Consider the following 20,097-nt stretch of genomic DNA (forward strand, 5'->3'; position numbering starts at 1 on the left):
CAACCTAATTAAAAAATATCAAATGAAAGCGAGCATGTCTAGAAAGGGCAACTGCTGGGACAATGCTTGTATGGAAAACTTCTTTAGTCATTTTAAGACTGAATGTTTTTATCTATATTCATTCAAAACAGCTCAAGAGGTTAAAGACGCCTTAAAAAAATATATGAGATTCTATAATCATGGACGTTTTCAAAAGAAATTAAAGAACCTGAGCCCTTATCAATTCAGGACTCAGGCTGCATAATTGTGCTTTTTTATTACTGTCTACTTTACAGGGGTCACTTCATCACCCATCTGCTTTTTTTTAAATATTATTATTCAACGATTGAAGCAACTACGCCAGCGCCTACAGTACGTCCACCCTCACGGATAGAGAACTTAGTACCTTCTTCGATAGCGATTGGAGCGATAAGCTCAACGTTCATTTCGATGTTATCCCCAGGCATAACCATTTCTACGCCTTCAGGAAGGTTACAAATACCAGTTACGTCAGTTGTACGGAAGTAGAACTGAGGACGGTAGTTTGTGAAGAATGGAGTATGACGTCCACCTTCTTCTTTTGAAAGAACGTAAACTTCAGCTTTGAACTTAGTGTGCGGAGTGATTGAACCTGGCTTAGCAAGTACTTGTCCACGCTGGATTTCTTCACGTGATACACCACGAAGAAGGGCACCAATGTTGTCACCAGCTTCAGCATAGTCAAGAAGCTTACGGAACATTTCAACACCAGTTACTGTAGTTGATTTTGGCTCTTCAGCAAGACCGATGATTTCTACAACGTCACCGACTTTAACCTGTCCACGCTCAACACGTCCAGTAGCAACAGTACCACGGCCAGTGATTGAGAATACATCCTCAACAGGCATCATGAATGGCTTGTCAGTGTCACGAGTTGGAGTTGGGATATACTCGTCAACAGCTGCCATTAGCTCTTCGATTTTAGCTTCCCACTCAGCGTCTCCTTCAAGAGCTTTTAGAGCAGAACCTTTGATAACTGGGATGTCATCGCCAGGGAATTCGTACTCAGAAAGAAGGTCACGAACTTCCATTTCAACTAGTTCAAGTAGTTCTTCGTCGTCAACCATGTCACACTTGTTCATGAATACAACAAGGTAAGGAACACCAACCTGACGAGAAAGCAGGATGTGCTCACGAGTTTGTGGCATTGGGCCGTCAGCAGCAGATACTACTAGGATACCGCCGTCCATCTGTGCAGCACCAGTGATCATGTTTTTAACATAGTCAGCGTGACCTGGGCAGTCAACGTGTGCATAGTGACGGTTCTCAGTTTCGTACTCAACGTGTGCAGTTGAGATTGTGATTCCACGCTCGCGCTCTTCTGGAGCAGCGTCGATTTGATCGTATCCGCGTGCTTCACCGCCGCCCTTTTTAGAAAGAACAGTTGTGATAGCTGCAGTTAGAGTAGTTTTACCATGGTCAACGTGTCCGATAGTACCGATGTTAACATGGGGTTTTGAACGGTCGAATTTAGCTTTTGCCATTAGAAAAATCCTCCTTTAGATTATAAAAGTTAAGTATTTTAGTTGCTGTGGAGAGGCGTGCCTTTCCACAGCGCTTTTTGCCTACATTAGTAGTTATACTTGATTAAAAAGGTAAAATCAATTATTCACCTTTATTTTTTTTGATGATTTCTTCAGAAATTGATTTTGGTACTTCTTCATAGTGGTCGAAGTGCATTGAGAATGTACCGCGGCCTTGCGTATTAGAACGCAATGAAGTTGCGTAGCCAAACATTTCTGATAGAGGCACCATAGCACGAACTACTTGTGCGTTACCGCGTGCTTCCATACCTTCTACACGTCCACGGCGTGATGTAACATCACCCATGATGTCTCCCATGTATTCTTCAGGGATTACTACTTCTACCTTCATAACCGGCTCAAGAATTACAGGATTACATTTTGACGCAGCGTTCTTAAGTGCCATAGATGCAGCAATCTTAAACGCCATTTCAGAAGAGTCAACATCATGGTAAGAACCATCAAATAGTTTAGCTTTGATATCTACCATTGGGAATCCAGCAAGTACTCCTCTTTCAAGTGCATCTTCAAGACCTGCTTGAACAGCTGGGATGTATTCACGCGGAACAACACCACCAACGATTGCGTTTTCGAATTCGAAGCCTTTACCTTCTTCATTTGGAGCAAATTCGATCCATACATGTCCGAATTGTCCGCGTCCACCGGATTGGCGAGCAAATTTACCTTCAACTTGCGCTGAAGTGCGGAAAGTTTCGCGGTACGCAACCTGAGGAGCACCCACGTTCGCTTCCACTTTAAATTCACGCTTCATACGGTCAACAAGGATATCAAGGTGAAGCTCACCCATACCTGCAATGATAACCTGTCCAGTTTCCTGGTCAGTATGCGCACGGAATGTAGGATCTTCCTCTTGAAGTTTTTGAAGAGCAGTTGTCATTTTATCTTGGTCAGCCTTAGACTTAGGCTCGATAGATAATGAGATAACTGGCTCTGGGAATTCCATAGACTCAAGAATTACAAGATTCTTTTCGTCACATAGAGTATCACCAGTAGAAGTGTCCTTAAGACCTACTGCAGCTGCGATATCTCCAGCATACACTGTAGAGATCTCTTCACGGGAGTTTGCGTGCATTTGCAGGATGCGTCCCACACGCTCACGCTTTCCTTTAGTAGAGTTCTGTACGTATGAACCAGAGTTCAATGTACCAGAGTATACACGGAAGAATGTAAGTTTACCAACATAAGGGTCAGTCATTACTTTGAACGCAAGTGCTGCGAAAGGTGCATCATCGCTTGATGGACGAGTAACTTCTTCATCTGTATCCGGAGTTGTACCTTTGATAGCTGGTACATCAAGTGGAGATGGAAGATATTCGATTACAGCATCAAGCATTTTTTGAACACCTTTATTTTTGAAAGCAGATCCACAGATTACTGGATAGAATTCAACGTTTACAGTACCTTTACGAATAGCAGCCTTAAGCTCTTCGTTCGTGATTTCTTCACCGCCAAGGTATTTCTCCATTAATTCTTCATCAAGTTCTGCTGCCGCTTCAATTAGCTTTTCGCGGTATTCTTCAGCTTGATCCATGTATTCTTCAGGAATTTCACGTTCTTCGATTTCTGTACCTAAGTCATTGCCGTAGAACGTAGCTTTCATTTCAATTAGATCGATGATGCCTTCGAATTGGTCTTCAGCACCGATAGGCAATTGGATTGCTGCAGCATTTGCTTGCAGACGATCATGCAATGTGCTTAATGAGTACAAGAAGTCAGCACCGATTTTGTCCATTTTGTTTACGAATACCACACGTGGTACTCCGTAAGTTGTTGCTTGGCGCCAAACTGTTTCAGTTTGCGGCTCAACACCTGATTGTGCATCAAGTACAGCTACCGCACCATCAAGGACACGAAGGGAACGTTCAACTTCAACTGTGAAGTCTACGTGTCCAGGAGTGTCGATGATGTTAACACGGTGGCCTTTCCACTGTGCTGTCGTTGCAGCAGAAGTAATTGTGATTCCACGCTCTTGCTCCTGCTCCATCCAGTCCATCTGTGAAGCACCTTCGTGCGTTTCACCGATTTTGTGGATACGGCCAGTGTAGTAAAGTACACGCTCAGTTGTTGTTGTTTTACCAGCATCAATATGAGCCATGATACCAATATTGCGAGTATTTTCTAAGGAGAACTCTCTAGCCATTGGGTCTTTCTCCTTCCTAGTATGAGTGTTATTTTAATTAAGCTGTAAATCTTACCAGCGGTAGTGAGCAAACGCTTTGTTTGCTTCCGCCATTTTGTGAGTATCTTCACGCTTTTTAACAGATGCACCAGTGTTGTTAGCTGCATCAAGAATTTCGTTAGCTAAACGCTCTTCCATCGTTTTTTCTCCGCGAAGACGCGCATAGTTTACTAACCAGCGAAGACCAAGAGTTGTACGGCGGTCAGGGCGCACCTCAACTGGTACTTGGTAGTTAGCTCCACCTACACGGCGTGCTCTTACTTCAAGTACAGGCATGATGTTTTTAAGCGCCTGATCGAAAACTTCCATTGGCTCTTTGCCAGTGCGTTCTTTAATGATGTCAAACGCAGAGTAAAGAATTGCTTGTGATTTACCTCTCTTACCGTCAATCATCATTTTGTTGATTAGGCGGCTAACTAGCTTTGAGTTGTAAATCGGATCCGGCAATACGTCTCTTTTTGCTACAGGACCTTTACGTGGCATGGATTGTTCCTCCTTTCAAAGATGTTTATCTATTTAATAGAATTATTTTTTAGCTGCTTTTGGACGCTTAGCACCGTATTTAGAACGGCCTTGCATACGGTTGTTAACACCAGCAGTATCTAAAGCGCCGCGTACGATGTGGTAACGCACACCCGGTAAGTCTTTTACACGACCTCCACGGATCAACACTACACTGTGCTCTTGCAGGTTGTGTCCGATACCAGGGATGTAAGCATTAACCTCGATACCGTTAGTCAAACGAACACGTGCATATTTACGCAACGCTGAGTTCGGCTTCTTAGGAGTCATTGTACCAACACGAGTACATACACCACGCTTTTGAGGTGAAGCTACGTTAGTTTGAGTTTTCTTGAAGCTGTTGTAGCCTTTGTTAAGTGCTGGTGAGTTAGACTTCTCAGACTTAGTTTGACGAGGCTTGCGCACTAATTGATTAATAGTAGGCATTTGAGTTTTCCTCCCTTCGAATTTGTTTAAGCCCACACATCCAGGTGGTTCATTTTGATGCAAAAACAAAGTTCTTGCAGATACAATCTACAAAAACAGTTTTTAATGAGATATGGCAACAGCTGCGGCTCCTACTTCAATTCCGCATGCTTTTCCGAGCTTTTTCATCGAATCCACATACACAATGGGAACATTCATCTCTTTCGCTGTGTTTACCACTTTCGCTGTCACTCTCGGATCAGCGTCTTTGGCAATAACAACTTCATCGACTGTTCCTTGCTTAAGAGCTTTAACTGTTTGCTTTGTTCCTACAATAAAACTTTTTGCCTGCAATACTTTATCATAAGACATTTACTGTATCCTCCAAAGTATCCGGTGAATAGGAGCACCTTTGCTATAGTAACATCTTCATATTTTGATGTCAACAAGCAAAATGTTTTTTATTGCATTTTATAACTTTAAAATGCGGCACTTGCTGTAAATTGAGCAAGCACCGCAATAAATATAATTTATTCCACTGTTACAGTATCTTCAGACGCCTCTTGATTTGTATAAGGCTCCGCTCTTCTGTAACGCTGCATACCAGTTCCGGCAGGAACCAGTTTACCAATAATAACATTTTCTTTAAGGCCTAGGAGCTCATCGCGCTTGCCTTTGATAGCTGCATCTGTAAGAACTCTTGTCGTCTCCTGGAAGGATGCCGCAGATAAGAAGGAATCCGTTTCAAGAGAAGCCTTCGTGATTCCAAGCAGAACCGGACGTCCGGTAGCAGGCATTTTACCGGCTAGAAGTGCTTTTTCGTTGGCGTCTGTAAACTGATGGATATCAAGCAGTGTACCAGGAAGTACATCTGTCTCTGCAGCATCAATTACACGCACTTTGCGAAGTATTTGGCGGACCATAACTTCGATGTGCTTATCGCCAATTTCAACACCCTGCATGCGGTATACCTTTTGAACTTCACGAAGCAAGTATTCTTGAACCGCTGTAACATCTCTTACTTTAATTAATTCTTTCGGGTCAATAGAACCTTCAGTCAATTCCTGACCGCGTACTACCTCGTCATTTACAGCAACTTTTAGGCGTGCTGTATAAGGAGCTGTATAAGTCTTGGACTCAACTTCACCTTGAACAACAATCTCATGCTGGCGGTCACGGCCTTCGTTAATGCCAACTACCACACCATCAATTTCAGAAATGACGGCTTGACCTTTAGGATTACGCGCTTCGAAAATTTCCTGGATACGCGGTAAACCTTGAGTGATATCGTCTCCAGCTACACCGCCGGTATGGAACGTACGCATTGTTAACTGTGTACCAGGTTCACCAATGGACTGGGCAGCGATGATACCTACTGCTTCACCCACTTCAACCTCTTGGCCAGTAGCCAGGTTGCGGCCGTAGCACTTCTTACAAACACCATGGCGAGTGTTGCAAGTGAATGCTGAACGGATCCATACCTTCTCAATTCCTGCTGAAACAATTTCGTTAGCGATATCTTCAGTAATTAGGCCATTTTCAGCCACGATCACTTCTTTAGTCTCAGGATGTCTGATATTTCTTCTTGCATATCGGCCGATCAAACGCTCTTCAAGCGACTCGATAATTTCTGTTCCGTCTTTAAGAGCTGAAATCAATAGACCGCGGTCTGTTCCGCAATCATCATCACGAACGATTACATCCTGCGCAACGTCTACAAGACGGCGAGTCAAGTAACCTGAGTCAGCTGTTTTTAGAGCCGTATCCGCAAGACCTTTACGTGCACCATGAGTGGAGATAAAGTACTCGAGAACTGTTAAGCCTTCACGGAAACTTGATTTAATCGGTAACTCAATGATACGTCCAGCCGGGTTGGCCATCAGTCCGCGCATACCAGCTAACTGAGTAAAGTTAGAAGCATTACCACGGGCACCGGAGTCACTCATCATAAAGATCGGGTTCGATTTATCCAATGATTTCATCAGTTTGGACTGGATATTATCCTTCGCTGCACTCCAGATTGAAATAACCCGGTCGTAACGCTCGTCTTCTGTAATAAGACCGCGTCTGAACTGCTTCATAACGTTATCAACCTTGCTTTGTGCTTCCTGGATAATTTCCTGTTTCTCCCCTAATACCACGATATCGGCTACACCGACAGTGATACCGGCTTTTGTGGAGTATCTGAATCCTAGATTTTTCATGCGGTCAAGCATTTTTGACGTTTCAGTGATTTTGAAACGCTTAAAGACTTCCGCAATGATATTACCAAGGATTTTTTTCTTAAACGGATCCACAAGAGGCATTTCCTTAATAACAGCTGCCACATCAGTTGCAGGATCTACAAAATACTTTTCAGGAGTTTCAATCTCGAGATTTTCTTTTGTAGGCTCATTGATATATGGGAATGTCTCTGGCAGTATCTCGTTGAAAATAAGCTTACCAACCGTAGTTAATAAAAGCTTTTTATTTTGTTCTTCAGTAAACGTCTGATTATTTAGTGAACCAGCATGGATAGCTACTCTTGTATGCAAATGAACATAGCCATTTTGGTAGGCAAGCAAAGCTTCGTTCGTATCATTGAAGATCATGCCTTCGCCAACAGCGCCTGCTCTTTCAAGAGTAAGATAATAGTTACCTAATACCATGTCCTGTGAAGGAGTAACAACAGGCTTTCCATCTTTCGGGTTCAGAATGTTCTGTGCAGCAAGCATTAATAAACGGGCTTCAGCTTGCGCCTCTGCTGATAAAGGTACGTGAACCGCCATTTGGTCACCATCGAAGTCTGCGTTATATGCAGTACATACTAGCGGGTGAAGGCGGATTGCGCGCCCTTCTACCAATGTAGGCTCGAACGCCTGAATACCGAGTCTGTGAAGAGTCGGTGCACGGTTAAGCAATACAGGGTGTTCTTTAATAACACTTTCAAGAACGTCCCATACTTCAGGCTGGACTCTTTCAATTTTGCGTTTAGCAGACTTGATGTTGTGGGCTAGGCCCTTTTCCACCAATTCCTTCATAACAAATGGCTTGAACAATTCCAATGCCATTTCTTTCGGAAGTCCGCACTGATACATTTTCAAGTTTGGCCCTACTACGATAACAGAACGGCCTGAGTAGTCAACACGCTTACCAAGCAAGTTTTGGCGGAATCGGCCTTGCTTACCTTTTAGCATGTGTGATAATGATTTTAAAGGACGGTTTCCTGGTCCTGTAACAGGTCTGCCGCGGCGTCCATTATCAATTAGAGCATCAACAGCTTCCTGAAGCATACGCTTTTCGTTTTGAACAATGATGCTTGGAGCACCAAGATCCAATAAACGCTTCAAGCGGTTGTTTCGGTTGATTACACGGCGGTACAGGTCATTTAAATCAGAAGTGGCGAAACGGCCGCCATCAAGCTGTACCATTGGGCGAAGCTCCGGCGGAATGACCGGAAGAACGTCTAGAATCATCCATGAAGGTTCGTTTCCGGAACCACGGAAGGCTTCAAGCACTTCAAGGCGCTTAATAGCGCGTGTTCGGCGCTGTCCTTGTGCCGTTTTCAATTCCTCTTTCAGGGTATCTACTTCTTTGTTGAGGTCAATATCAGAAAGAAGCTTCTTAATCGATTCAGCACCCATGGATGCTTGGAATTTATTTCCGTATTTTTCACGATATGCACGGTATTCTTTTTCAGAAAGAAGCTGTTTCTTCTCAAGAGCCGTATCGCCTGGATCAGTTACAACATAGGAAGCAAAATAGATAACTTCCTCAAGCGCACGCGGTGACATATCAAGTACAAGACCCATACGGCTTGGGATGCCTTTGAAATACCAGATATGGGATACAGGAGCTGCAAGTTCAATGTGGCCCATTCTCTCGCGGCGCACTTTCGCACGGGTTACTTCTACACCGCATCGATCACAGACAACACCTTTGTATCTTACACGCTTATACTTTCCACAATGACATTCCCAATCCTTAGTCGGCCCGAAAATGCGTTCGCAGAACAAACCGTCTTTTTCAGGTTTTAATGTACGATAGTTAATCGTTTCAGGTTTTTTAACCTCACCATGTGACCAAGAACGAATCTTATCGGGTGAAGCAAGACCTATTTTCATATACTCGAAATTGTTTACATCTAGCAAGGGGCCTACCTCCCTTTTGATCTCCGGGTTTTACCCTTATTGCTCAATACAGCGGCATAATTGCCAGTTGCATATTCCCCGCAGCTTCGCCAGTAAGGCGAAGCGCAAAGGAATGAAGGAAATTTTAATTCCATTTTTATATGAAAGTTACTCTTTAGTGACTACTTCCTCTTCGTTTTGCGTCTCTGGTGCGATTGTCAATGATTCAGCCTGCTGAACCTCTTCATCGTCCTCCAGGTCGCGCATTTCAATTTCTTCTTCATCGCCGGACAGGATTTTAACGTCCATACCCAAACTTTGAAGTTCCTTGATTAGTACCTTAAATGATTCAGGTACTCCCGGTTCAGGAACATTTTCGCCTTTTACGATTGATTCGTAAGTCTTAACACGTCCTACAACATCATCAGATTTGACAGTTAAAATTTCCTGAAGGGTATATGCGGCACCATATGCCTCAAGTGCCCATACCTCCATCTCACCAAAACGCTGTCCCCCGAACTGAGCTTTACCGCCCAGCGGCTGCTGCGTTACTAGTGAGTAAGGTCCAGTTGAACGTGCATGCAGCTTGTCATCAACCATGTGCGCCAGTTTGATCATGTACATGACACCTACTGATACACGGTTGTCAAACGGCTCTCCGGAGCGTCCATCATATAGGACAGTCTTAGCATCACGGGCCATGCCTGCTTCTTCGATCGTTGCCCAAACGTCTTCCTCACGGGCACCATCGAATACAGGAGAAGCAACGTGAATGCCAAGGGCTCTGGCAGCCATACCAAGGTGAAGCTCAAGCACCTGTCCGATGTTCATACGTGATGGAACCCCTAATGGGTTTAACATGATGTCTACTGGAGTGCCGTCTGGTAAATATGGCATATCTTCTTCCGGTAAAATACGGGAGATAACACCCTTGTTACCGTGGCGTCCGGCCATCTTGTCCCCTTCAGAGATTTTACGTTTTTGAACAATGTATACACGCACAAGCTGATTCACACCTGGAGGAAGCTCATCGCCGTCTTCCCTGTTAAACACTTTAACATCCAGTACAATACCGCCGCCGCCATGTGGCACACGGAGGGATGTATCGCGGACTTCACGTGCTTTTTCACCAAAGATAGCATGTAAAAGCCTTTCTTCAGCTGTCAGCTCAGTTACCCCTTTTGGAGTTACTTTACCAACAAGGAGATCGCCGTCTTTAACTTCCGCACCCGTACGGATAATTCCGCGCTCGTCAAGGTTTCGCAGTGCATCTTCCCCAACGTTAGGAATATCACGTGTAATTTCTTCAGGTCCAAGCTTTGTATCGCGGGATTCAGATTCATATTCTTCAATATGGATGGATGTATAAACATCATCTTTTACAAGGCGCTCACTCATAATGATGGCATCCTCGTAGTTATATCCATCCCATGTCATAAATGCTACAAGGACATTGCGGCCAAGCGCTAATTCTCCAAGCTCCATGGAAGGACCGTCAGCAAGGATTTCTCCTTTTGTCACACGGTTTCCAACTGCTACGATAGGGCGCTGGTTATAGCATGTTCCCTGGTTCGAACGAATGAACTTAAGCATTCTGTATTTATCAAGATCGCCTTTTACTTCCTGTCCGTCTACATTGTTAATGCGGCGTACCCAAACTTCACGCGCTTCAACATGCTCAACAATTCCATCGTGTTTGCAGATTACTGCAGCACCGGAGTCTTTCCCAGATACATATTCCATACCAGTACCGACTCTTGGCGCTTCCGGCTGCATCAAAGGCACAGCCTGGCGCTGCATGTTCGCTCCCATAAGGGCACGGTTGGAGTCATCGTTTTCCAAGAAAGGAATACATGCTGTCGCTGCAGAAACTACCTGCTTAGGCGATACATCCATGTAATCGACACGATCGCGTTTTACAACAGTGTTTTCACCCTTGAAGCGGGCAACTACTTCTTCATCCAGGAATGATCCATCTTCGCCAAGTTGAGCATTCGCCTGGGCAACTACATAATTATCCTCTTCATCGGCTGTCAGATAGTCGATGCGGGATGTAACCTTTCCAGTCTCTGGGTCAATGCGGCGGTACGGTGTTTCGATGAATCCAAAGCGGTTTACCTTCGCAAATGAAGATAGTGAGTTAATCAAACCGATGTTTGGTCCTTCAGGCGTTTCAATCGGACACATACGGCCATAGTGGGAGTAGTGAACGTCACGCACTTCGAAGCCTGCGCGTTCACGAGTTAGACCGCCCGGCCCTAACGCTGATAGACGGCGTTTATGTGTTAATTCAGCAAGCGGATTTGTTTGGTCCATGAACTGCGATAGCTGAGAGCTTCCGAAGAACTCTTTAATTGAAGCAATTACAGGACGAATATTAATCAGCTGCTGAGGTGTGATCGTATTTGTATCCTGGATAGACATTCTCTCGCGGACCACACGCTCCATACGGGAAAGACCGATACGGAACTGGTTCTGCAATAGTTCTCCGACTGAACGAAGACGTCTGTTTCCAAGATGGTCGATATCATCTGTATCTCCTACAGAATGCAGAAGGTTAAAGAAATAACTGATTGAAGCAATGATGTCAGAAGGTGAAATGTTTTTCACTGCTTCTTCAACATAGGCATTGCCGATTACATTGATGACTTTTTCGCCATCTTCATTAGGCGCGTAAATCTTAATAGACTGAAGCAATACTTCATCATCTACTACTCCGCCTAAAAGGCTTACGGTTTTAAAGCCGATACCCTTCTCCAGGTTAGGAAGGATCCGATCTAGTGTGCGGCGGTCAAGCGTAACGCCTTTTTCCGCAATGATTTCGCCAGTTTCTGGATCCACAAGCGTTTCAGCCAGTTTTTGACCGAACAGGCGATTTTTGATATGAAGCTTCTTATTGATCTTATAGCGTCCAACATTCGCCAGGTCATAGCGCTTTGGATCGAAAAATCTTGAGACAAGCAAGCTTTTCGCATTTTCAACCGTTGGCGGTTCGCCCGGACGAAGGCGCTCATAAATTTCAAGCAGCGCTTTCTCTGTACTTTCTGTATTATCTTTTTCAAGAGTGTTGCGAATGTACTCGTTGTCTCCAATCAAATCGATGATCTCTTGATCAGAGCCGAACCCAAGTGCACGCAAAAGAACCGTAACGGGCAGTTTCCGAGTACGATCTATTCTGACGTATACGACGTCTTTGGCATCTGTTTCATACTCAAGCCAAGCGCCGCGGTTCGGGATTACGGTTGCTGTAAAGCCTTTTTTCCCGTTTTTATCAAGCTTTCCACTGAAATATACGCTCGGTGAACGTACAAGCTGGGATACAATGACACGTTCCGCTCCATTAATAACGAACGTGCCTGTCTCTGTCATAAGCGGGAAGTCACCCATAAAGACATCCTGGTCTTTAACTTCGCCTGTTTCTTTGTTTACAAGACGCACTTTCACACGTAAAGGTGCAGAATATGTAACATCTCGTTCTTTCGATTCCTCAACGGAATATTTTGGTTCGCCAAGGCTGTAATCAATAAATTCAAGCGACAAATTACCAGTAAAGTCTTCAATCGGAGAAATATCATGGAACATTTCTCGTAAACCCTCATCAAGAAACCATTGATAAGAAGAGGTTTGGATTTCGATTAGATTTGGTAATTCTAAAACTTCACTGATTCGTGCGTAACTTCTACGTTGGCGGTGTCGTCCATACTGAACTAGTTGACCTGTCAACTGATTCACCCCTCAAATCAAGCGTTATTGTTGCTAATAGCAATTTATTATTATCCTATAAGAAAAGCGGGAACGTGAGCCAAACATCCATTCTTATAAGACAAAAAGAAAAAGGGTTTTCACTTCAAAAACCACATTTTCACAATACGACTATTATTTTGTTAGCTTTCCCATTAAAACCAAATTTATACAACTATTAGATAAATTTAGTTATAAATAGGAACATAATATGTTGGCATTTTACAATACTATCATAGCAAAAAAGTCAAGTCAATCTTTTTTTGCTCTTAAAATAAAATAGCCTTTTTTCTTCTCTACAGTCTCAACTTCGCCAAATAGCTCACCCAGTTTATCAATTGCAGAAGGCGCCCCCTGCTTTTTCTGGATAACTACCCATAGCTCCCCTCTTGGCAAAAGTGCCTCAAAGCTTTGTTCGAAAATATCATGAACCACTTTTTTACCTGCTCTGATCGGCGGATTTGTCAGAATTGCAGCGAACTTATTTCCTTTTGTATTTTCAAGACGATCGCTTTCATAGATTTGCACATTTTTGATGCCGTTTAACTCAGCATTTTCTTTTGCCAATCCAAGCGCCCTCTCATTTACATCGACCATATGCACAGTCCGTCCCGGCATAAGTTTCGCTGCTGTAAGCCCTATAGGCCCGTACCCGCAGCCAACATCCAGAATGTTTCCCTCTACTTCCGGCTGTTCAAAGGTTTCTATTAATAGTCTTGAACCAAAATCCACTTCATTTTTTGAAAAAACGCCATTATCTGTTTTAAAACGAAATGATTGACCCTTCAGGGGATAGCTCCAGGTTTTGGGACTGCTTTCGACTTTTTGTGTTTGGGAATAGTAGTGTTCGGACATGAAATCACCTCCATAGGAGAATATCAATTGAAGAAATTTGGAGAACCACAATAAAGTGTTTTCGAACGAATTATAAAGGATTACTTTTTAAAAAGCAAAAATCCTAGAACCCCATGTTAAAATCGATCAAAACCAGACGGTGACCAAAAATCTAAAAGCAGATACTTTTTACTTGATAGCAAAATAAAAAGCCCGCTAAGCAGCGGGCTCTTCATCAATTATATTACTTAACTTCAACGCCAGCTCCAACTTCTTCAAGCTTAGCTTTAACTTCTTCAGCTTCTTCTTTAGAAACGCCTTCTTTAAGAGCTTTTGGAGTGTTGTCAACAAGTTCTTTTGCTTCTTTAAGTCCAAGACCTGTGATTTCACGTACAACTTTGATAACTTTGATTTTTTGGTCGCCTGCAGATGCAAGAACAACGTCAAATTCAGTTTTCTCAGCAGCAGCGTCTCCACCAGCAGCTCCGCCCATTACAGCTACAGGAGCAGCAGCAGTTACACCAAATTCTTCTTCAATAGCTTTTACTAGGTCGTTTAGTTCTAAAACAGTCATATTTTTAACTGCTTCAATGATTTGTTCTTTAGTCATGATAATGTTTCCTCCTTATTTTTGGTTTGAATCTATTAGTTTATCGCTAAAATTAACTTACGCGCCTTGTTCTTCTTTTTGATCTGCAACAGCCTTTGCAGCAAGAGCAAGATTGCGGATAGGTGCTTGAAGTACGCTGAGTAGCATAGATAGCAAGCCTTCGCGTGATGGTAGTTCAGCAAGAGCTTTGATATCTTCTACTGTAGCAACATTTCCTTCAATTACACCTGCTTTGATTTCAAGTGCTTCATGCTTTTTCGCGAAATCATTTAAGATTTTCGCTGGAGCAACTACATCTTCTGTGCTGAACGCGATTGCGTTAGGGCCTGTTAAAGAATCGTTTAAACCGTTAAGTTCAGCAGCTTCAGCAGCACGGCGAGTCATTGAATTCTTGTATACTTTGAATTCTACGCCAGCTTCACGAAGCTGTTTACGAAGTTCTGTAACTTCAGCAACAGTAAGACCACGATAATCAACAATAACTGTTGATAAGCTTGATTTAAATTTATCAGCAATTTCTTCTACGATTTGTTTCTTTTGTTCGATAACGCTGCTCATCCTTACACCTCCTGTAGAATTTCTACATTCATACCGTCCAATAAAAAACCTCCACACCTTTGCAGACATGGAGGAAGTATACAATAGCAAGTTAAACAAGCATTTCTATCGTAATACCTCGGCAGGAAATTAAGCTTTGCAGCACCTGCTGTCTACGGCACAAATGTTATTATATTTTCACAACAAGATACATATTACTATATGCATTTCCAGTTGTCAATTGTTTTTTTATTTTACTGCAACAGATGAAGGATCTACTTTAACGCCAGGTCCCATAGTAGTAGTAACAGAAACGTTCTTCATGTATGTTCCCTTAGCAGCAGCAGGCTTAACTTTCATCATTGTATCGAAAATTGTGTTGAAGTTTTCAACAAGCTTTTCGTTTTCGAAAGATACTTTACCGATTGGCACATGGATGTTACCAGCTTTATCAACACGGTATTCCACTTTACCTGCTTTGATTTCGTTAACTGCTTTTTCAACGTCAAAAGTAACTGTACCTGTCTTAGGGTTTGGCATTAAGCCTTTAGGTCCCAATACGCGACCAAGCTTACCAACTTCACCCATCATATCAGGTGTAGCAACGATTACATCAAATTCGAACCAGCCTTGGTTGATTTTGTTGATGTACTCAGAATCGCCTACGAAATCTGCTCCAGCCGCTTCTGCTTCTTTCGCTTTTTCACCCTTAGCGAAAACAAGAACACGCTGAGTTTTACCAGTTCCGTTTGGAAGCACAACTGCTCCGCGGATTTGCTGGTCAGCTTTCTTAGGGTCAACTCCTAAGCGGAATGCTGCTTCAACAGTTGCATCAAATTTAGCAAAATTAGTTTTCTTTGCAAGTTCAATCGCTTCATCGATTGAGTATGCTTTTGAAGAGTCGACAAGCTTTGCAGCTTCTACGTACTTCTTACCTTTTTTAGCCATTTTTATTTCCTCCTTGAATGTGGTTTTAGCGGAATAACCTCCCACGACTAAAGCGGAGGCGCCTTCAGAACATGAAAAACCGTTTGTTCCTGCGAAGTTTATCCAAGGAAGCTTTCCTTGGTGTTCAGCCCTGACAAGCGTTTAGGACCAGAGGCTGAAGTCGTTTTTTGACTGCAGCAGCTGGACCAAAGCGACTCGAAGGGCTAGGCGCCACAGCTGGACAAAACAAAGGTTGCGAGTGAAACCAAATTCAGCGTCGCAACCTCAATCAGACAGAAATGTGCAAGCACCTTGCTGAAGCTGTACAGTAGTCCAACATCCCCAAAGTGCACACATTATAGTTTTAACTACATGGATTAATCTTCAATAACGATACCCATGCTGCGTGCAGTACCTTCAACCATACGCATTGCAGCTTCAACACTTGCAGCGTTTAGGTCAGGCATCTTTGTTTCAGCAATCTCGCGTACCTTGTCACGCTTGACTGTTGCTACTTTATTACGGTTTGGTTCACCAGAACCAGACTCGATTCCAGCAGCCTTCTTAAGAAGAACAGCAGCAGGAGGAGTTTTCGTAATAAATGTAAATGAACGGTCCTCAAAAACCGTGATTTCAACAGGAATGATTAAGCCAGCTTGTTCAGCTGTACGAGCGTTAAATTCCTTACAGAATCCCATGATGTTAACACCTGCTTGACCTAGCGCCGGTCCTACTGGTGGTGCAGGATTAGCTTTACCTGCAGGGATTTGCAATTTTACAAGTTTGATTACTTTTTTAGCCACGAGACACACCTCCTTAAAGTCCGTGATGTGGTAATAGGGAAATTCCCTCCCACTCAACTTATAGTCTTTATATTAAGATAAAGAACTTGACAAATGTCCAGCCTCATTGTCCGAGACATACTGACCTATGAAATATTATCACTTTTCAAAGGCAATTTCAAGTTTTTTTACAAAGATATATAAAAGTGCTTTCCCGGCAAAAACAAAATCCAGCTAATGCATTAAACATTTCAGCCGTTTTCTTATAGTTTTTCAATCTGTGAAAAATCAAGTTCTACCGGAGTATCACGGCCGAACATGTTTACAAGCACTTTGATCTTCGCTTTATCCTTATCAATATCTTCAATGGTACCTGTGAAGTTTGCAAATGGGCCTTCTTTAACTTGGACCGTTTCACCAACTTCAAAGTCGATATCAAAACGAGTTTCCTCGACACCCATATGCTTCAATATGTTTGTAACTTCTTCCGGCAGCAGCGGAGTAGGCTTCGAGCCAGAGCCGGCTGAGCCGACAAATCCTGTTACGCCAGGCGTGTTTCTAACTACATACCAGGAATCATCTGTCATTACAATTTCCACTAGTACATAACCAGGGAACACCTTGCGCTTTACTACTTTCTTTTTGCCGTTTTTCAATTCTGTTTCTTCTTCTTCCGGAACCACCACACGGAAGATTTTATCTTGCATGCCCATCGATTCGACACGCTTCTCCAAGTTGGCTTTTACTTTATTTTCATAGCCTGAGTACGTATGAACAACATACCAATTCTTTTCCATTCAAGAGGACTTGTTCGTCCTTCCCTCCCTGCATTAAACAAATTATTTGCCATTACAGCTTTTTTGACCAAATGAAAAAACCCGTTTCCGGGCTTTGCAAATGTTTCCTGTGTTATTCTCCATTATACCATGGAAACTCAGGGGTTATTCAAGAATAAAACGAATCAATTCAGAAATACCCAGGTCAAGCACTGCAAAAAACACAGCAAAGAACGTAACTGTAGCCAAAACCGTAACAGTATAGTTTGTTAATTCTTTGCGTTTAGGCCAGCTGACCTTTCTCATTTCACGTCCAACTTCACGGAAAAAATTCACGATGCGCTGCATTTCGTAACCCCCAACTTTCAAGAGATATATCCTTTAACAGAAAAGCGTAAACGGCTTCAAAACGTTTCGTTTTCCGGCTATTAAAAGGGCAAAAAACTTCTAATCTATATCTAATTTACTTTGTTTCTTTATGGATCGTATGAGTACTGCATGTGCTGCAAAATTTCTTCAGTTCCAGCCTTTTTGAATCGTTTTTGCTTGCCGACGAGTAATTTCTTGAACCGCAAGCAGAACAGGCCAGAATTACTTTTTTAGTCATTTTCCCACCTACTAATGTCCACTTTACGCCCTTAAAACTTTAACACGCTCCCTAAAACATGTCAATAACTGCAAAAAGGCACGTTGTGGGAAGTTTTGTCTATAATGAAAATTCGCGCACTTCCAAATATCTTTCCAGCTTCCTTTTCACGCGCTGCAAGGCATTGTCTATTGATTTAACATGACGGTTTAGCTCCTCCGAGATTTCCTGATAAGACTGCCCATCCAAATAGAGGGCAAGCACTTTTCGCTCCAGGTCGCTCAGAAGCTCGGACATTTTTATTTCAATATGGTCAAACTCCTCCTGGTTAATGATAAGCTCTTCAGGATCCATCACCTTTGCACCTGAAATTACATCCATTAAAGTTCGGTCAGACTCCTCGTCATAAATAGGCTTGTCCAAAGAAACATACGAATTCAGCGGAATATGCTTTTGGCGTGTTGCCGTCTTGATGGCTGTAATTATCTGCCTTGTAATGCATAACTCGGCAAATGCTTTGAAGGAGGACAGCTTGTCCTCTTTGAAATCACGGATTGCTTTGTATAAGCCAATCATTCCTTCTTGCACAATATCTTCCTTGTCTGCGCCAATTAAAAAATAAGATCTTGCTTTCGCCCGCACGAAATTACGATACTTATGAATCAGATAATCCAAGGCTTCACTTTCTCCCTTATGCACCAGATCAACTAATTCTTCGTCCTCAAGCTGGATAAAGTCTATTAGATTTTCGTCGATTGTCTTGAAGTCAGCACTCACTAGGATCCCCCCGACCGTACAAGCATGGTTAGAAATATTATACAGCAGGGGTTTTTCAAGCGTCAACCGCTCATTGTCCTCCTCTGCGCCATTTTTCAAAAATTTCTGCCACTTCATCACTTAGAGGGATTTTAGAAACAGGTTTATTTGACTGAATATTTTTCACCTTTTTTTCAATGCTTCTTTCAATCAAATTCATTTCATTAAGCAATTCCCTGGCTGATTTCCTTAGCGCTCCCTGGCCAAAGATTACCCATTGTTCAGTATAATCGGAAGTAGCCACATGGATTTGCGTTTTAATATTGCTCAAATCGATGGCCAGTTTTTCAATGCGCTCATCTGCCGTTTCATTATTTCTGGTAAAAATTACCTCAACCTTTGAATTTTTAAACTTTTTTTCTGTCCCTTTCACATAATGGGCATCAAAAACGACAATGACTTTGTAGCCTGAATATCCCTGGTACTCGGCCATCTTTTCAACAAGGCGGTCTCTGGCAGACGACAAATCTTTGTCTTTCAGCTCCCTTAGTTCCGGCCAAGCACCTATTATGTTGTACCCGTCAACAATAAGGATGTCCATTATTATCCCTCAAGAGGGTGCCGTTTCCGATAAACCTCATACATAAGAAGAGCGGACGCAACCGATGCATTTAAAGAGGTAACATGTCCTGCCATCGGCAAGCGGATCAGAAAATCACATTTATCACGGATAAGGCGGCCCATGCCTTTTCCTTCACTTCCGATCACAAGCCCTATTGGCATCGTTCCATCAAATTGGCGGTAATCTTGTTTGCCTTTCGCATCCGTCCCCGCGATCCAGACGCCTCTCTCTTTCAATTCATCAATCGTTCGAGCCATGTTCGTAACGCGAACAACAGGAATATACTCAATTGCCCCAGTCGATGCCTTGGCAACAGTCGCGGTCAGCCCTACAGCCCTCCGCTTCGGAATAATAATACCATGCGCCCCCACCGCATCTGCAGTTCTCATAATGGATCCAAGGTTATGGGGATCTTCTATTTCATCCAGCAGCAAAAAGAATGGAGCCTCGTTCTTCTTTTCTGCTGAAGCAAAGAGGTCATCAATCTCTGCATACTGATACGCAGCAACCTGGGCAATGACTCCCTGGTGATTCCCTTCCGCCATCTGGTCAATCTTTTTCTTAGGGACAAACTGGACCAGCACGCCGGCGGATTTAGCCAAACCGATCACCTGCTGCATCTGGCCGCCTTGTGACCCCTCAGCAATAAAGATCTTATTAATATCCCTTTCTGACTTTAATGCTTCAATTACGGGATTTTTGCCAATGATAAAATCCTGGTTCATTTTATCGCTCCTCCTTTCCTTTCCTCAACTAGTCTTATTGATTCTTTTATTAGTTCATCAATCCGTTCTTTTCTTTCTGATAAAAACAGATAGCCAATCAGCGCTTCGAAAGCTGTGCTGTACCGATATGTTTGCACATCGGTATTTTTGGGAACAGAACCCGATTTGGCATTTCGGCCCCTTCGCACAACTGCCAGTTCCTCTTCAGTCAAATAGCCGGAATTAATCAAATCATGTATAATCATGGATTGTGCTTTTGCAGAGACATACCAGGTGGCCTCTTTGTGAAGAAAGTGGGGCTTAACCCGGCCATTTTGAATCAGGTGGTGGCGTATATAAGTTTCAAAAACCGCGTCCCCCATATACGCCAAAGCAAGGCTATTCAATTGTTTCTCATCTATTTTGTTTTCATAGTGAAGCATCG

General features: G+C 43.0%; 20 protein-coding genes and 1 other annotated feature. Of the genes, 1 reads left to right on the plus strand and 19 read right to left on the minus strand.

The window, feature by feature from the left end; all coding sequences use genetic code 11:
• Positions 1-244: IS3 family transposase (locus tag L634_RS31270; RefSeq protein WP_034262780.1), on the plus strand; the 244-nt coding region annotated here is incomplete at its 5' end.
• Between the two features lie 70 nt (positions 245-314).
• Here L634_RS31270 and tuf read toward each other — a convergent pair.
• The 19 genes from tuf to L634_RS0115900 all read right to left on the minus strand — a co-directional run bounded on the left by tuf (position 315) and on the right by L634_RS0115900 (position 20,095).
• The gene (gene tuf, locus L634_RS0115815; protein ID WP_026583278.1) at positions 315-1,502 is read right to left on the minus strand and encodes an elongation factor Tu; all 1,188 of its coding nucleotides are present in this window, start codon (positions 1,500-1,502) and stop codon (positions 315-317) included.
• Between the two features lie 121 nt (positions 1,503-1,623).
• A complete protein-coding gene (gene fusA, locus L634_RS0115820) occupies positions 1,624-3,702 on the minus strand; it encodes an elongation factor G (protein WP_026583279.1) in 2,079 nt (692 codons plus the stop codon).
• Between the two features lie 51 nt (positions 3,703-3,753).
• Positions 3,754-4,224 carry a 30S ribosomal protein S7 gene (gene rpsG, locus L634_RS0115825; RefSeq protein ID WP_026583280.1) on the minus strand — a complete coding sequence of 157 codons (471 nt, stop codon included), beginning with the start codon at positions 4,222-4,224 and terminating at the stop codon, positions 3,754-3,756.
• 42 nt (positions 4,225-4,266) lie between these two features.
• The gene (rpsL, locus tag L634_RS0115830; protein ID WP_026583281.1) at positions 4,267-4,689 is read right to left on the minus strand and encodes a 30S ribosomal protein S12; all 423 of its coding nucleotides are present in this window, start codon (positions 4,687-4,689) and stop codon (positions 4,267-4,269) included.
• A 102-nt stretch (positions 4,690-4,791) separates the two neighbouring features.
• Positions 4,792-5,040 carry a 50S ribosomal protein L7ae-like protein gene (locus tag L634_RS0115835; RefSeq protein ID WP_026583282.1) on the minus strand — a complete coding sequence of 83 codons (249 nt, stop codon included), beginning with the start codon at positions 5,038-5,040 and terminating at the stop codon, positions 4,792-4,794.
• Between the two features lie 158 nt (positions 5,041-5,198).
• Complete coding sequence (gene rpoC / locus L634_RS0115840; protein ID WP_026583283.1) at positions 5,199-8,798, minus strand: DNA-directed RNA polymerase subunit beta'; 3,600 nt, start codon at positions 8,796-8,798, stop codon at positions 5,199-5,201.
• A gap of 147 nt (positions 8,799-8,945) precedes the next feature.
• A complete protein-coding gene (gene rpoB, locus L634_RS0115845; RefSeq protein WP_026583284.1) occupies positions 8,946-12,500 on the minus strand; it encodes a DNA-directed RNA polymerase subunit beta in 3,555 nt (1,184 codons plus the stop codon).
• A gap of 270 nt (positions 12,501-12,770) precedes the next feature.
• Positions 12,771-13,373, minus strand: coding sequence for a class I SAM-dependent methyltransferase (locus L634_RS0115850; protein ID WP_026583285.1), 603 nt, complete (start codon positions 13,371-13,373; stop codon positions 12,771-12,773).
• A gap of 223 nt (positions 13,374-13,596) precedes the next feature.
• Positions 13,597-13,962: a 50S ribosomal protein L7/L12 gene (gene rplL / locus L634_RS0115855; protein WP_009336551.1), complete on the minus strand. Its 366-nt coding sequence runs from the start codon at positions 13,960-13,962 to the stop codon at positions 13,597-13,599.
• Between the two features lie 57 nt (positions 13,963-14,019).
• Positions 14,020-14,520, minus strand: a complete 501-nt coding sequence (gene rplJ, locus L634_RS0115860; protein WP_026583286.1) for a 50S ribosomal protein L10 — start codon at positions 14,518-14,520, stop codon at positions 14,020-14,022.
• A gap of 33 nt (positions 14,521-14,553) precedes the next feature.
• Positions 14,554-14,696, minus strand: a sequence feature (ribosomal protein L10 leader region).
• A gap of 52 nt (positions 14,697-14,748) precedes the next feature.
• Positions 14,749-15,447, minus strand: a complete 699-nt coding sequence (rplA, locus tag L634_RS0115865; protein WP_026583287.1) for a 50S ribosomal protein L1 — start codon at positions 15,445-15,447, stop codon at positions 14,749-14,751.
• Between the two features lie 356 nt (positions 15,448-15,803).
• Positions 15,804-16,229: a 50S ribosomal protein L11 gene (gene rplK, locus L634_RS0115870; protein ID WP_009336545.1), complete on the minus strand. Its 426-nt coding sequence runs from the start codon at positions 16,227-16,229 to the stop codon at positions 15,804-15,806.
• Between the two features lie 242 nt (positions 16,230-16,471).
• Positions 16,472-17,005 (minus strand): transcription termination/antitermination protein NusG, encoded by a 534-nt coding sequence (nusG, locus tag L634_RS0115875; protein ID WP_026583288.1) that lies wholly within the window; start codon positions 17,003-17,005, stop codon positions 16,472-16,474.
• A gap of 144 nt (positions 17,006-17,149) precedes the next feature.
• A complete protein-coding gene (gene secE, locus L634_RS0115880) occupies positions 17,150-17,332 on the minus strand; it encodes a preprotein translocase subunit SecE (RefSeq protein WP_026583289.1) in 183 nt (60 codons plus the stop codon).
• Between the two features lie 115 nt (positions 17,333-17,447).
• Positions 17,448-17,591 (minus strand): 50S ribosomal protein L33, encoded by a 144-nt coding sequence (gene rpmG / locus L634_RS32770; protein ID WP_084028917.1) that lies wholly within the window; start codon positions 17,589-17,591, stop codon positions 17,448-17,450.
• Between the two features lie 99 nt (positions 17,592-17,690).
• A complete protein-coding gene (gene sigH / locus L634_RS0115885) occupies positions 17,691-18,413 on the minus strand; it encodes an RNA polymerase sporulation sigma factor SigH (RefSeq protein ID WP_442852703.1) in 723 nt (240 codons plus the stop codon).
• A gap of 4 nt (positions 18,414-18,417) precedes the next feature.
• Positions 18,418-18,927 carry an NYN domain-containing protein gene (locus L634_RS0115890; protein ID WP_026583291.1) on the minus strand — a complete coding sequence of 170 codons (510 nt, stop codon included), beginning with the start codon at positions 18,925-18,927 and terminating at the stop codon, positions 18,418-18,420.
• Positions 18,928-18,929: 2 nt separating this feature from the next.
• On the minus strand, positions 18,930-19,673 hold the full coding sequence (gene rlmB, locus L634_RS0115895) for a 23S rRNA (guanosine(2251)-2'-O)-methyltransferase RlmB (protein WP_026583292.1): 744 nt from the start codon (positions 19,671-19,673) through the stop codon (positions 18,930-18,932).
• Entirely contained in the window at positions 19,670-20,095 is a 426-nt protein-coding gene (locus L634_RS0115900; RefSeq protein ID WP_026583293.1) for a Mini-ribonuclease 3, read from the minus strand. Before L634_RS0115900 ends, rlmB begins: the two co-directional genes overlap by 4 nt.
• Positions 20,096-20,097: the final 2 nt, after the last annotated feature.

The sequence above is a fragment of the Bacillus sp. J33 genome (assembly GCF_000518885.1).
Taxonomy (GTDB): Bacteria; Bacillota; Bacilli; order Bacillales; family Cytobacillaceae; genus Cytobacillus.